This is a genomic window from Micromonospora sp. NPDC049799 (genome assembly GCF_040656655.1).
Classification (GTDB): Bacteria; Actinomycetota; Actinomycetes; order Mycobacteriales; family Micromonosporaceae; genus Micromonospora.
On the sequence record NZ_JBFAMU010000097.1, the window covers coordinates 1 to 13812 of the forward strand.

At 73.3% G+C, this 13812-nt stretch carries 11 protein-coding genes and 1 pseudogene; 3 read left to right on the plus strand and 9 right to left on the minus strand.

Features of this window, described 5'->3' with window-relative positions:
- Positions 1-93: 93 nt before the first annotated feature.
- Positions 94-1536: pseudogene (locus AB0I76_RS10710) on the plus strand (permease); the annotation flags it as partial.
- Between the two features lie 396 nt (positions 1537-1932).
- Here AB0I76_RS10710 and purE read toward each other — a convergent pair.
- The 7 genes from purE to mca form a co-directional block, all read right to left on the minus strand.
- On the minus strand, positions 1933-2424 hold the full coding sequence (gene purE / locus AB0I76_RS10715; RefSeq protein ID WP_357033037.1) for a 5-(carboxyamino)imidazole ribonucleotide mutase: 492 nt from the start codon (positions 2422-2424) through the stop codon (positions 1933-1935).
- Positions 2421-3602, minus strand: a complete 1182-nt coding sequence (locus AB0I76_RS10720) for a 5-(carboxyamino)imidazole ribonucleotide synthase (RefSeq protein ID WP_357033040.1) — start codon at positions 3600-3602, stop codon at positions 2421-2423. Before AB0I76_RS10720 ends, purE begins: the two co-directional genes overlap by 4 nt.
- A gap of 38 nt (positions 3603-3640) precedes the next feature.
- The gene (locus tag AB0I76_RS10725; protein WP_357033043.1) at positions 3641-5686 is read right to left on the minus strand and encodes a thioredoxin domain-containing protein; all 2046 of its coding nucleotides are present in this window, start codon (positions 5684-5686) and stop codon (positions 3641-3643) included.
- A 99-nt stretch (positions 5687-5785) separates the two neighbouring features.
- Entirely contained in the window at positions 5786-6664 is an 879-nt protein-coding gene (locus AB0I76_RS10730; RefSeq protein WP_357033046.1) for a hypothetical protein, read from the minus strand.
- 116 nt (positions 6665-6780) lie between these two features.
- Positions 6781-9306: a bifunctional diguanylate cyclase/phosphodiesterase gene (locus AB0I76_RS10735; RefSeq protein WP_357033049.1), complete on the minus strand. Its 2526-nt coding sequence runs from the start codon at positions 9304-9306 to the stop codon at positions 6781-6783.
- Positions 9307-9485: 179 nt separating this feature from the next.
- Positions 9486-9779 carry a hypothetical protein gene (locus tag AB0I76_RS10740; RefSeq protein WP_357033052.1) on the minus strand — a complete coding sequence of 98 codons (294 nt, stop codon included), beginning with the start codon at positions 9777-9779 and terminating at the stop codon, positions 9486-9488.
- A 48-nt stretch (positions 9780-9827) separates the two neighbouring features.
- A complete protein-coding gene (gene mca, locus AB0I76_RS10745) occupies positions 9828-10709 on the minus strand; it encodes a mycothiol conjugate amidase Mca (protein WP_357033055.1) in 882 nt (293 codons plus the stop codon).
- 191 nt (positions 10710-10900) lie between these two features.
- On the opposite strand from mca, the gene AB0I76_RS10750 reads away from it, so the two are divergent.
- Both AB0I76_RS10750 and greA read left to right on the plus strand, forming a co-directional pair.
- Positions 10901-11335, plus strand: coding sequence for a DUF4307 domain-containing protein (locus AB0I76_RS10750; RefSeq protein ID WP_357033058.1), 435 nt, complete (start codon positions 10901-10903; stop codon positions 11333-11335).
- A gap of 98 nt (positions 11336-11433) precedes the next feature.
- Entirely contained in the window at positions 11434-11931 is a 498-nt protein-coding gene (gene greA, locus AB0I76_RS10755) for a transcription elongation factor GreA (protein WP_357033061.1), read from the plus strand.
- Positions 11932-12022: 91 nt separating this feature from the next.
- Here the strand turns inward: greA and ilvA are convergent, their stop codons facing one another.
- Positions 12023-13243 carry a threonine ammonia-lyase gene (ilvA, locus tag AB0I76_RS10760; RefSeq protein WP_357033064.1) on the minus strand — a complete coding sequence of 407 codons (1221 nt, stop codon included), beginning with the start codon at positions 13241-13243 and terminating at the stop codon, positions 12023-12025.
- Between the two features lie 50 nt (positions 13244-13293).
- A partial coding sequence (locus tag AB0I76_RS10765) for an amidase family protein (RefSeq protein WP_357033067.1) occupies positions 13294-13812 on the minus strand: 519 nt, incomplete at its 5' end.

Sequence of the window (13812 nt, forward strand, 5' to 3'; positions counted from 1 at the left end):
CCACCGGGTAACGTAGTAAAAGTGCCCGGCGCGAGAGCGGCGGGTGTGAGACGGACGAAATGCCCCGGACGGGTTCTGCGTGAGTGGGATGCCGGTGCACTGCGCCGCACGGACACCGGCGCCCGCCGCTGGCGGTTCAGCCCGGCCGCCGGTGCGCTCGCCGCGGCGAGCGTGCCGACCCTGCTGGCGCTGGTCTCCATCGCGCCGACGCTGTTCGTGGCGCTGGTGGAGCCGCACCGCACCCTGTCCCGGGTCTGGCAGGGGCCGCCGCCGGAGCTGCTCACCCCGCCGCCCGGCGCGGTCGACGCCACCCACGTCCTGACCGCGCTGCTGCTGACGGCTACCGCCGCCCTGGCCGCCGTCGGCTTCAGCGGTGGCCGGCGGTCCCGTGCGGTGCCGGTGATCCTTCCCGGCGCCGCGGTCACCGTGCTGATCACGCCGATCGCACTGGGCCAGGGGTGGCCGGGGAGCAGCCTCGCGGCGCTCGCCGTGTTCACCCTCTCGATGCTGGGCCTGGCGCTGACACCACCCCCGGCGCTGGTCGAGCGGGCCCGCTCGCTGCGGCTGGCCCGGGTGCTGGTCTTCGTGATCGGGCTGGCCGCCGGGGGCGCCGGTCTGTCCGGTTCCCTCGCCACCCGGGAGCTGACCCTGTTCACCCTGGGCGGCGCGGTCGGTGTCGGCACGGTCGCGGCGCTGTTCGGAACCACCCAGCGGGCGCGCATCCTAGGCTGGCTCTTCGCCTCCCTGATGGCGCAGCTCTTCGTCCTCACCGCCGGCCTCGTCGCCGGTCTCGCCGCCGTCTGGTCGGCGTTCGGTGTGCTGGCCGTGGGCGCGGCTCTCCAGGTGTTCACCGCGATCCTTCCCCGGTTGCGGCGCCCGGAGGCGCAGCGCGAGGCGGCCACCGTCGAGTGGAGCGGGTACGCTGCCGCGCTCATCGCGCTGGCACTGGCGTTCGACTCACCCCGGCACATCGCGGCGCTGCTGGCCGCCTGGGGTGCGGTGCTCGGGGTGGCGGCGAGCCGCCCGGGCCGGCGGCCGGTGGAACGGCGCATCCTGTTCTGGGCCGTCGTCATCTGCGAGATCACCGCCTGGTGGATCCTGATGCGGGTGGCCGACGTGGCACTGCCCGAGGCGTACACGCTGCCGTTCGCGGCGCTCGCGCTGCTCGTCGGCGTACTGGAGCTGCGCCAGCGGCCCGACCTGAACAGCTGGGTGGCGTACGGGCCGGCCCTGGTCGCCGCCTTCGTACCCACCCTGGCGATCGTCCTGGCCACCGACTCCAGCACGCTGCGTCAGGTCCTCCTGCTGCTCGGCGCGGTGGCCGTACTGGTCTTCGGCTCGATGAGCCAGCAGCAGGCGCCGGTGATCGTCGGCGCCACCGTCACCGCCATCGCCGCCGTCCACGCGCTGTTCAGTCTGGGACCGTGGCTCGCCCTGATCCCGGTCGGCCTGCTGCTGCTGATCCTCGGGGCCAGCAACGAACGGCGCCGCCGGACCCAGGAACGGCTCCAGACTGCGCTGCGAGGGATGCGATAGGCGGAGCGTTGGACGACGGTGGCCGCGAGCAGGGCCGGGGTGGTCGGACCCTGTCGTCCCACCCCAGAGGCGCTACATCACCGTCGGTTACGCCGCGCCCGGACCCTGCCAGCTCCGTCCCGCCCTTTGCTCTGCACCCTTATCTGCGCCAGTGACGCTGAGTACTGTCGGCTGGCCCGCTCTCGCGAGAGGCCGGATCGAAAGCCGCAGGCCAGCGACGTGGCGCACATTAGGGTGCAGAGCAAAGTGGGTGGCGAGGTCATTCGCCTGCCGCAAGGTCGACCACGGGGAGTGATGGCCGACGAACGTTACCCTCCGCCACCCGCCCGCCCACTCCGCTCGGCTCTCGCCCCGCGCCGCCGCGCATCCGCACGCGCACGTGCAGCGCGCCGCGGCTCAGGCCAGAGAGGCGCGGAGCGCGGCGTCCTTCTCGGCCACCAACTGCTCCAGGTCGGCCTGGTAGGCCGCCATCCGGTCGAGCAGGTTCCGGTCGCTGGCCCCGAGGATCCGGACGGCGAGCAGGCCGGCGTTGCGGGCGTTGCCGATCGACACGGTGGCCACCGGCACGCCGGCCGGCATCTGCACGATCGAGAGCAGCGAGTCCATGCCGTCGAGGTGCTTCAGCGGCACCGGCACACCGATCACCGGCAGCGGCGTCACCGAGGCGACCATGCCGGGCAGCGCGGCGGCACCGCCAGCACCGGCGATGATCACCTTGAGGCCCCGGTCGGCGGCGGCACGCCCGTAGTCGATCATCTTGACAGGGGTTCGGTGCGCGGAGACCACCTCGACCTCGTACGGGATCTCGAACTCGCCGAGCACGTCGGCGGCGGCCTTCATGGTCGGCCAGTCCGAGTCGCTTCCCATGATCAGTCCGACGGTGCTCACTGGTGTCCCTCCCGCAGCCAGCGGGCGGCCCGCGCGGCCCGCGTCCGTACCTGGTCCAGGTCCTCGCCGAGCACGGTCACGTGCCCGATCTTGCGGCCGGGGCGCACCTGCTTGCCGTAGAGGTGCACCTTGGCTCCCGGCTCCGCCGCGAACAGGTGGTGCAGCCGCTCGTCGATCGAGATCCCGCCCGGCTCACCGCCGAGCACGTTCGCCATCACCACGGCCGGCGCGGTCAGCGAGGTGTCCCCCATCGGGTAGTCGAGCACCGCCCGCAGATGCTGCTCGAACTGGGAGGTGCGGGCACCCTCGATGGTCCAGTGCCCCGAGTTGTGGGGGCGCATGGCCAGTTCGTTGACCACGACGCGGGCACCACCGGGGACGGCCGGGTCGGCAACCTCGAACAGCTCCACGGCCAGCAGGCCCACCACGCCGAGCGCGGTCGCCAGGTCGATCGCGAGCTGCTGCGCGGCGACCGCCAGCTCCTCCGGCAGACCCGGCGCCGGGGCGAGCACCTCGACACAGATGCCGTCGCGCTGCACCGTCTCCACCACCGGGTAGACGGCGACCTGCCCGAACGGTGAGCGGGCCACCTGCACGGCCAGCTCCCGGCGCAGCGCCACCCGCTCCTCCACGATCAGGGAGGTGCCGCCGGCGAGTAGGGTGGCCGCCAGCTCCGCGGCCTGCGCCGCGTCCGCGACCATCCAGACGCCGCGGCCGTCGTAGCCGCCCCGGGCCGCCTTCAGCACCACCGGCCAGCCCACCTCGTCCCCGAAGGTCACCAGGTCCGCCGGTGCCGTCACCGGCCGCCACGCGGGGTTCGGGGCCCCCAGCTCTCCGAGGCGCTCCCGCATGATCCGCTTGTCCTGCGCGTGGAGCAGGGCGTCGGCCGGCGGAAAGAGCTTCACCCCCTCGGCGGCCAGCGTGCGGATGTGCTCGGTCGGGACGTGCTCGTGGTCGAAGGTGACCACGTCACAGCCCTTCGCGAAGGTGCGCAGCGCGGCGAGGTCGGTGTGGTCGCCGTACTGGACGTCGGCCGCGACGAGTGCGGCACCGTCGTCCGGGGCGAGCGCGAGCACGCGCAGCGACTGGCCGAGGGCGATCGCGGACTGGTGGGTCATCCGGGCCAGCTGGCCGCCACCCACCATGCCGACAACGGGCAGACCGGTACGGGAATCCATAGCGGGCGCCAGCCTATCCGGCCTGCGGAACCCCGCCCCTACCGGCCGGCGAGCTGCGCGACCAGGTCGCCCACGTCGGTCACCGGGCGTTCGCAGACGAAACCCCGGCAGACGTACGCGGTGGGGCGCCCGTCGACCATCGGCCGGTCGGCGAGCAGCGGGATCCCCGGTGCGCCGGACGGGCCCGCCACGATCACCGCGCCGGGCGGGGCGTGCCGGTGCGCCGCCACGAGCAGCGGGTCCCCGGCCGGGTCCTCGGTGACCACGGCGACCTCGTACGGCCCGGAGAGCACCGCCTCCCCGACGGTGGCCGCGTAGCCGGTGAAGCGGGCGTGCCGGCCGACGATGGGCGCCACGGTCGACAGGGCGGCCTCGGCGGCCTCCCGGTAGCGGGTCTCCCCGGTCAGCGCCGTGTACGCGACGAGCGCCGCGACGATCGCCGACCGGCCCGACGGGGTGGCGTTGTCGGTGGGGTCGGCCGGTCGCGCGACAAGCTGCTCGGCGTCGTCGGCGGTGTCGTAGAAGCCGCCACCCGGCGCGGCGAAGTGCTCCAGGGCGACGTCGAGCAGCCGCCCGGCCGTGTTGAGCCAGCGGCCCTCACCGGTGAGCTGGTGCATGGCGCAGAACGCCTCGGCGACGCAGCCGTAGTCCTCCAGCACCCCGGCGGACTCGCCGACCCGCCCGTCCCGGGAGGTACGGCGCAGCCGGCCGTCCACCACGTGCACCCGGGCGAGGTGCTCGGCGGCGTCCCGCATCGCGCCGTCGGCGACGATCGTGACGCCCTCCATGAGGTTCGCGTCCTCGGCCGGGCCGGCCAGCGCGTACGCGGCGGCGACCTGCTGGAACTCGGCGATCGCGGTGATCGCCAACCCGTTCCAGGCGGCGACCACCTTGTCGTCGCGGGCCGGCTGCGGGCGGTTGTCCCGGGCCGCCAGCAGTCGACGCGACACGTCCTGCCAGCGGCTTCGCACCTCGGGGTCGGCGTCGTCGATGTCCCGGGCCAGGCGCAGCACGCTGCTGCCGTGCTCGAAGGTGCCGGATTCGGTGACCCCGAACAGGTCGGCGGCGAAGCGGCCGTCGTCCTCGCCCAGCGTCTCGACGAGTTGCGCCGGCGTCCACACGTAGGTCAGACCCTCGACCCCGTCGGTGTCGGCGTCCAGCGCGGAGGCGAAGCCCTCGCCGGGGCGGTGCAGCTCGTCGGCGAGGAACCGGGCCGTGTCCCGGGCGACCCTGCGCGCCAGCGGGTCGCCGGTCAGCCGCCACAGCTGCGTGTACGTCCGCAGCAGCAGCGCGTTGTCGTAGAGCATCTTCTCGAAGTGCGGCACGGTCCAGTGGCCGTCCACCGAGTACCGGGCGAACCCGCCGGCGAGCTGGTCGTGCAGGCCGCCCCGGGCCATCGCCTCGCAGGTGTGCCGGACGATCTCCAGGCTGCGCGGCGAGCCGGTGCGCTGGTGGTGCCGCAGCAGGAAGAGCAGGTTCATGTGCGGCGGGAACTTCGGCGCGCCGCCGAACCCGCCGTTCGCCGCGTCGTACTCGCGGGAGAGCTGCTCGGCCGCCGCGTCGAGCACGGCGGCGTCGAGCGGTGCGGTGGGGCCGCCCACGGCCTGGGCACCGCCGATCGCCTCGACCACGGCGGACCCCTGCTTGAGCACCGCCTCGCGCTGGTCGCGCCAGGCGGTGGCGACGGACTGCAGCAGGCGGACGAAGTTCTCCCGGGGAAAGTAGGTGCCGCAGAAGAAGGGGGTGCCGTCCGGCGTGGCGAAGACGGTCATGGGCCAGCCGCCCTGCCCGGTCATCGCCTGCGTGGCGGTCATGTAGACGGCGTCGACGTCCGGGCGCTCCTCCCGGTCCACCTTGATGCACACGAAGTCGTCGTTCATCAGGGCGCCGACGTGCTCGTTCTCGAACGACTCGTGCGCCATGACGTGGCACCAGTGACAGGCCGCATAGCCCACGGAGATGATCACGGGCACGTCCCGCCGCTTCGCCTCGGCGAACGCCTCGTCGCACCAGGGCCACCAGTCGACCGGGTTGTCGGCGTGCTGGAGCAGGTACGGGCTCGTGGCGTCAGCGAGTCGGTTCACCCGCCGACCATATCGGCCACGCTGCGCGCACGCCGCCGGAGTGGCCACGGCGGGCCGGGAGACGCCTCCCCCGGCCCGCCGGTGTCCGGAGCGTGGCGATCAGGCGGTGACCAGCCGCACCGGGAACGGCGGCGGGACCACCTCGACGGACTTGTCATAGAACGGGTCGCGGCCCTGGACCCGCAACTGGACCAGCGCGTCGCCCGGCCGGAGCCGTACCCCGTCGAGTGAAGCCCTCGTGGCCGTCCAGGGCACCGCCTCGCCCGGCACGCACTGCACCCAGACGCCCTCGAACCAGACAACACGTCCCGCCTGCTGCACGTTGGCGTCCACCGACACCCACGCCGCCTGGCCACAGGTCAGTGTGCCCTGCACGGTCACCGGACCGTTCGGCATGGCGATCGTGCCGGCCTCCGCCACCGTCACCTGTGGATTCAGCAGCGGCGGGGCCGGCGGGTTGGTCAGGTGCACCTCGCCCCGGGCCGCGGCGTCCCCGCCGGAGCAGCGCTGCTCGAAGGTGGCGTCCAACTGTTCCACGTAGTTGTACGGACCGACCCGGAAGCTCTGGATGGTGAACGACCCGAGCAGGTCACCGTTGCAACCGCCGTTGCTGCTGTTCAGGACCATGCCCGGGGTGCCCTCCTGGTAGGGCCAGGCGGTGGCGCCGGTGTAGGTGCCGGGCTCCAGCGGACCGGCGCCGGAGGCCAGGACCAGGTAGAAGGAGGTGCCGGTGGCCGGATCGGTCACCTCGACCCGTGCGTCGAAGAGGCTGCCGTAGAGGGCCGCCGTCGCGGTGGTGACGGAGAAGGACTCTCCCCGGGTCACCGGATCGTCCGGGTCGCCGCTCAGGGTGAAGGTGCCCGAGGCGGGACCGCTGGGCGGCTCCGCCGCGGCGGGCGTCGTGACGGCCAGACCGGCGGTGCCGGTGGCCACGGACAGGGCTACGGCGAGCAGGGCTCGCCGCCAGGAACGCGTCACGTGGTCCTCCCCCGAAGATGGACTGACGAGACTGATCGATTGCCACGAGGGTATGGGACGACCCGGCTGCTCGCTGTCCCGTGCGGCTCCGGTACCGCAGCGCACCCCTCCCCTGGTCAGCTGGCGCCGTCGGCGCGGAGGGGGAAGACGTTGGGGCGGGCCTCATCGAGGAGGGTGCCGAGGACCGCACCGATCTTGTCGGCCGGCATGGGCTTGAAGAAGTGGTAGCCCTGGGCGGCGGTGCAGCCCAGCTCGGCCAGCACGGACCGCTGCTCGGCCGTCTCCACGCCCTCGGCCACGACGCGCAGCCCCAGCTCCTGAGCGAGACCCACGGTCGTCCGGACGATCGCCGCCGCCTCCGGCGAGTCGGCCATCCGGATCACGAAGGAACGGTCGACCTTCAACTCGTCCACCGCGATCCGGGTGAGGAACGTCAGCGACGAGAAGCCGGTGCCGAAGTCGTCGACCGCGAGCTGCACACCCATCGACCTGAGCGTGGCGAGCACCTCGTCGATGACCTCCAGCTCGCTCATCACCACGGTCTCGGTGATCTCCAGGACCAGCCGGCCCGGCGGCACCTGGTGCCGGCGCAGCGCGTCCGCGATGTCCGTCGGGAGCTTCGGGTCGAGCAGGCTGCGGGCCGAGAGGTTCACCGAGATCGGCACGTCCACGCCGTCCCGGGCCCACCCCGCGGCGACCGCCAGCGCCTTGTCCAGCACGTACCGCGTGAACGTGCCGAGCTGCTCGCTGTTCTCCACCGGGCGGATGAAGTCGTGCGGGCCGAGCCAGCCCCGGCGCGGATGCCGCCACCGGATCAGGGCCTCCACACCGGTCGGCGCCCCGGTGGCCAGGTCCACGGCGGGCTGGAGCGCCAGCACCAGTTGGTCGTCGGCGGCCAGTGCCTCCCGCAGCTCCGCGAGCAGCGCCAGCTGGTCGGTGCTGGCCGCGTCCCGGGCCGCGTCGTACGCGGCGACGCTGCCGCCGCCCTCCTTGGCCTGGTACATGGCGATGTCGGCCCGGCGCAGCAGCTCGGTCATGTCGGCGGTGCCCGCGTCGGCGACGACCACCCCGACGGAGACCTCGACCGACATCCGCACCCCGGCCACCTCGGTGGGGGCGGCGAGCCGCTCGGCGATCTCACGGGCCTGGCGCAGCGCGTACGCCATCGGTGCCGTGCGGTCGCCGATCACCGGGACCGACGTGAGCAGCAGGGCGAACTCGTCGCCGCCCAGCCGCCCCAGCAGGTCGCCGGTGCGGGCCAGGACACCCAGGCGGCTCGCGGTCAGTCGCAGCAGCTGGTCGCCGGCCGCGTGCCCGAGGGTGTCGTTGACCTCCTTGAACTGGTCGATGTCGAGCAGCAGGAGGGCCACCGGGTGGTCGTGGGCGAGCTGCCGCAGCGTCTGGTCGCCCTTGCCGAGCATCGCCGCGCGGTTGACCAGCCCGGTCAGCGGGTCGTGCACCGCCTCGTACGACGACCGGGCGGTTACCAGCCGCAGCTCCCGGTGGGTCGCGGCGTCGTGCAGGGCGGCGGCGAGGGCGTCGCCGAACGCGGCCACCGCGTCGTGCTCGCGGGGCGTCGGCGGCGACGACCGGGGCAGGCGTACGCGCAGCGCCCCCACCTGTGTGGCACCCACGGTGAGGGCGCGGACCAGCTCGTACTCCGCCGGTTCGTCGACGGCGGGCGGACCGACCTCGCGGTCGACGACCTGGCCGCTCGGATCGCCCCGGTAACGCCGCCACCGGCCCTCGCCGCGCGCCACGTCCACCTCGACCAGTTCGGCGTGGAACAGGGCCAGCGCGCCGGTCACGGCGGCGGTCGCGACCCCTCGCTCGTCGAGCTGGTTGAGCGCGGCGGTCGCGTCGGCGAAGGCCCGCCAGGCCCGCCGTTCCTGGTCGGCCCGGAGCCGGTGCCGGTAGGTCTGCTGGAGCAGCCAGAGCGGCGGCGGGAGCAGCAGCAGCCAGCGCGCGTCCAGTTCCAGCAGCGCGACCACGACCACGCCGACCGCGACGTTGCCGACGAACATGAGCAGCTTGCCGCGCAGCGCCGCGAGCATGAGGGGCCCGACGGGTACGCCGTACCGCAGGGCCAGCGTGCCGGCGCCCAGCAGGGCGCTGACGAGGAGGTACGCGACGCAGCCGGCGAGCAGCGCGAGCGCGAGGGCCGGGGTGGGCGGGGTGAGCAGCGGCCGACCCAGCGCGCTGGTGACCGCGACGGCGAGCGCGGTGGCGGCCGACAGCGAGGCCGCGATCCGGACGGTCTCCCACACCGGCCGGCGGTCGGAGAACATCGACATGGCGGCCCAGGCGAGCCCGGCGCCGCACAGGGTCGCCGCGGGAAGCCAGCCCGCCGGCGCCAGGTAGAGGCAGACGATGAGGGCGGCCTCGCCCCAGGTGATGCTCACCAGGCCGGCGGAGGTGCGGAACCGCAGTCGGGCCAGTTGGGCGAGGGCGACGACGCCGACGGCGAGACCGAAGCGGGCCGGCCCGCCCAGCGGGTCGTCCGCCGGGAGACCGGTCGGCAGGGTCGCACCGAGCGCGGAGGCGACCAGGGCGGTCAGCGTGACCGCGGCGGTGAGCAGGAGCAGTCGAGCCCGGACGCCGGGCACCTCCCGCCAGGGTTCGCCGGCCCCGGCGGAGGTCACCGAGCCCCTCCTGCCGCCGGCCGTCCGGAGGTACGACGAGCCGCCGCTGCTGTGACGGTCATCGGCGCCCCCTTCCGCGCACGGCTCGGGGACTTCTGGTCCCCCCGGCGGAAGGCTAAGCCAAACCCGGTGGCCGCAACAGGGGGCGACCACCGGGTTCGACGTGATTCATGGCCGGACTAGCCGTTCCGGTGCTGCTGACGCCCGTCGGGTGCGTTCGAGGATGAATCCTGCTTTTCCATGCCGTCTGTCGGATCACCGACTGCCGCGTCGGCCCTGGTGTGGTCGGTCGACTGCGGCTCCTGCGGGAACCGGTCGGGCAGCCGGCGGAGCCGGGCGTTCATGTTGCGGATCAGCAGGATGGTGGCGGTCGCCAGGAGCAGGATGAGGAACAGGCCCATCGGCCCCGCCAGCCCGCCCGTGCGGGTGTCCCCGAAGTTGTTCTGGGCGAGCACCTGGGTCGCGGTCAGCATGGTGTTCCTCCGATGTGCGGTTGGAGACCAGAGTAGCCCCGTGCCCGGTCAGCGGGCATGGGCCGTCTCGCGCACACCGGCGAAGAGGTCCGACTCCGGCAGCGGACTGTCGACCAGCGACCGGACCAACTCGAAGTCCTCCGTCGGCCAGGCCCGCCGCTGGAGGTCCATCGGCACGTGGAACCAGAAGCCGTCCGGGTCGATCTGGGTGGCGTGGGCGCGCAGGGCGTCGTCCCGGACCGGGAAGTAGTCGGCGCACTCGACGCGGGTGGTGATGCGCGGGCCCTTGTCCGGCCGGTCCTCCCACCGCTTGATCCACTCCCCGTACGGCGACTCCAGGCCGGCGGCGAGCATCCCCTCGTGCAGGGCCATGATCTTGCCCTTGGAGAACCCGATGTCGTAGTAGAGCTTGAGCGGCTGCCACGGCTCCCCGAGGTCCGGGTAGCGCTCCGGGTCACCCGCCGCCTCGAACGCCTCGACGCTGATCTTGTGCGTCATGATGTGGTCGGGATGCGGGTAACCGCCCTCCTCGTCGTACGTGGTGACGACGTGCGGACGGAACTGCCGCATCAGGCGCACCAGCGGCCCCGCCGCGTCCTCGACCGTCTGGAGGGCGAAGCAGCCCTCGGGCAGCGGCGGCAGCGGGTCACCCTCGGGCAGCCCCGAGTCGACGAAGCCCAGCCATGCCTGCTCGACGCCGAGGATGGCGCGGGCGGCGTCCATCTCGGCGCGACGGATCTCCCCGATGTTGGCCCACACGTCCGGTCGATCCATCTTCGGGTTGAGCACACTTCCGCGCTCTCCCCCGGTGCACGTCACCACGAGGACGTCCACGCCCTCGGCCACGTACTTGGCGGTGGTAGCGGCACCCTTGCTGGACTCGTCGTCCGGATGCGCGTGCACGGCCATGAGTCGCAGTCGCTCTGCCACCTTTGGCGCTCCTCGTCTCTGCCCGCCGGCGGTCACACCCCCGGACCGCCCGGCTGACCTGCCGTAATCCTGCCCCGTGCCCGGACCTGCCGGCGCCGACCTGTCATGCTTGACAGCAGGGCCGGCTGGGAGAATGGAACTCTGCCATTCTTGCCGATCCAGCCGACAACAACGCCAGGAGATACCCGCCGGTGACCGAGACGCACGCCACAACCGGAACGGACGCGCCGGTATTCCCGCCCGGCCGTTACGGCCGTCGCCGGCAGCCCGGCCGCCGCCGTCCGCTGCTGGTCGCGCTGCTCGCGGTCGCGCTGGTGGCGGCGCTGGGCGTGGTCAGCCTCCGGCTCTACCAGCAGTACGGCGATCCGACCTACCGGGCCGAGGTGATCACCTACACGGAGATCACCGACGAGCAGGTGCTGGTCGACTTCCGGGTGACCGTGCCGGAGGGCGGCCGGGCCGTGTGCGTGCTGCGGGCCCGGGACCGCGCCGGCGCTCAGGTCGGCCTGGAACAGGTGACCGTGACCGCGTCGCCCGGGCAGCGGCACGTCACCACGCGGCACCGCCTGGCGACCAGTGGCCGCGCGTTCATCGGCGAGGTCCTGCGCTGCCGGCCCGCCGACTGACCGGACCGGGCGCTTGATCACCGGCAACCTGTGTCGTACGGCACTGGTAACTTGGAACTTCACCTGTCAGCCAGCACGCACATATGAGGAGAACGCCTGTGTCCACTGGCAACGAGGCGCCCGCCACCTGGCTGTCCCAGGACGCGTTCAACCGCCTCCAGGCTGAGCTCGACGAGCTGATCGCCAACCGGCCGGTCATCGCGGCCGAGATCAACGCCCGGCGCGAGGAGGGCGACCTGCGGGAGAACGGTGGCTACCACGCCGCCCGCGAGGAGCAGGGCAAGGCCGAGGGTCGCATCCTCTACCTGAAGGAGCTGCTCCGCACCGCCCAGGTCGGCGAGGCCCCCACCGCCGACACCGTGGCGCCCGGCATGGTCGTGACGATCTACTTCGACGACGACAAGGACGACACCGAGACCTTCCTGCTCGGTTCCCGGGAGATCTCGTCGACCACCGACCTGACGGTCTACAGCCCGGAGTCGGCGCTGGGCAAGGCGATCCTGCACTGCCGTCCCGGCCAGACCTGCACCTACACCGCCCCCAGCGGCGCGGACATCAAGGTGACCGTGGTCGGCTTCGAGCCGTTCTCCGGCTGAGTCCCGCCTCCGGGCGTTCGACCGGCCGAGCCGGTCGGAGCGGAGCACGCGACGTGCGACATCGAGGACCGAGGCGTGACACCGACCGGTGTCACGCCTCGGCCGCGAAGACCACCTGGTAGCCGCTCGCCCGCAGGGCGCTGATCAGCGTGTCCGAGTGCTCCACGCCGCGGGTTTCCACCGACAGCGCGACCTCCACCTCGCCCAGTCGCAGGTGCGGGTTGGCCCGCTGGTGCTCCACGTCCACCACGTTCGCCCGAAGCTCGGCGATCTCGCTGAGCAGCGACGCGAGCTGGCCCGGCCGGTCCGTGCAGCGCACCGTGACCCGGAGGTAGCGACCGGCGGCGGCGAGGCCGTGCTCGATGACCCGCATCATCAGCAGCGGGTCGATGTTGCCGCCGGAGAGCACCGCCACGACCGGGGCCTCCACCTCCACCGCGCCGGCCAGCAGCGCGGCCACACCGACCGCGCCGGCTGGCTCGACCACCTGCTTGCCGCGCTCCAGCAGCATCAGCAGCGCCCGGGAGATGTCCTCCTCGGAGACCGTCACCACCTCGTCGACGAGCTTGCGGACGTGGGTGAAGGTCAGCTCCCCCGGCCGCCCGACCGCGATGCCGTCGGCGATCGTGCTGAACGCCGGGAGGCGTACCGGCTCGCCGGCCACCAGTGAGGGTGGGAAGGCCGCGGCGCTGGCCGCCTGCACGCCCACCACGCGGACGTCGGGGCGCAGCGCCTTCGCCACCACCGCGATGCCGGACACCAGGCCACCGCCGCCCACCCCGGTGATGATCGTCTTCACGTCGGGGCACTGTTCGAGGATCTCCAGCGCCACCGTGCCCTGACCGGCGATCACGTCGGGATGGTCGAAGGGGTGGATCAGCACCGCACCGGTCCGCTCGGCGAACGTCTGCGCCGCGACCAGCGACTCGTCGACCGTGTTGCCGACCAGTTCGACGCGCGCGCCGTACCCCTTGGTGGCCGCGACCTTCGGCAGCGGCGCGTTCACCGGCATGAAGACGGTGGCGTGCGTACCGACCAGACCGGCAGCGAGCGCCACCCCCTGCGCGTGGTTGCCGGCGCTCGCGGCCACCACGCCACCGGCCCGCTCCGCCTCCGACAGCCGGGAGATCCGCACGTACGCGCCGCGCACCTTGTAGGAGCCGGCCCGTTGCAGGTTCTCGCACTTGAGCCAGGCCGGGCCCCCCAACTGCGCGCTCAGCGGCCGGGAGGGCTCCAATGGGGTGGTACGGACGACGCCCGCGAGCAGCTCACGCGCGGCGCGTACGTCGTCCAGGCCGACCAGTTCCGTCATGCCCCGATCGTGCCACCCGCCGCCGGGGCGACCGGCGGCGACGCCACCGATCAGGAGATGGGAGTGGGGACGCGGGGGTAGCCGGGGGCGTGCCGGGCCCAGGGGGCCTCCATCTCGAACTGGCCGGCGACGCCGAGGAGCAGCAGCTCCGAGCCGGGCGGACCGACCAGTTGCACCGCCACCGGCAGCCCGTCGGGACGGCGCCCCACCGGGACCACGATGGCCGGCAGGCCGGCGATGTTCCACGGCGCCGCGTACGGGGCGTACCGGATGTTGGTGACCATGTTCGCCCGCCAGGACCGGCCCCACCAGCCGGCCGCCTCCGGTGGGGCGGTGGCCAACGCCGGGGTGAGCAGCAGGTCGACCGAGTGGTCGGTGAAGAAGCCGATCGACCGTTCGCGCCAGGCGGCCCGGTCGGCCTCCCGGACGTACCCACGGCGCTGCGCCCACTCGCCGAGCGCGACGTGCCGGCGGTTGCGGCGCTGGAGGCCGGCCCGGTCGATGCCGGCCGCGCGCACGTCGGCGGCGGCCGCGGCGAACCACGTGGCGATGCCCTGCAGGCCCAGCGC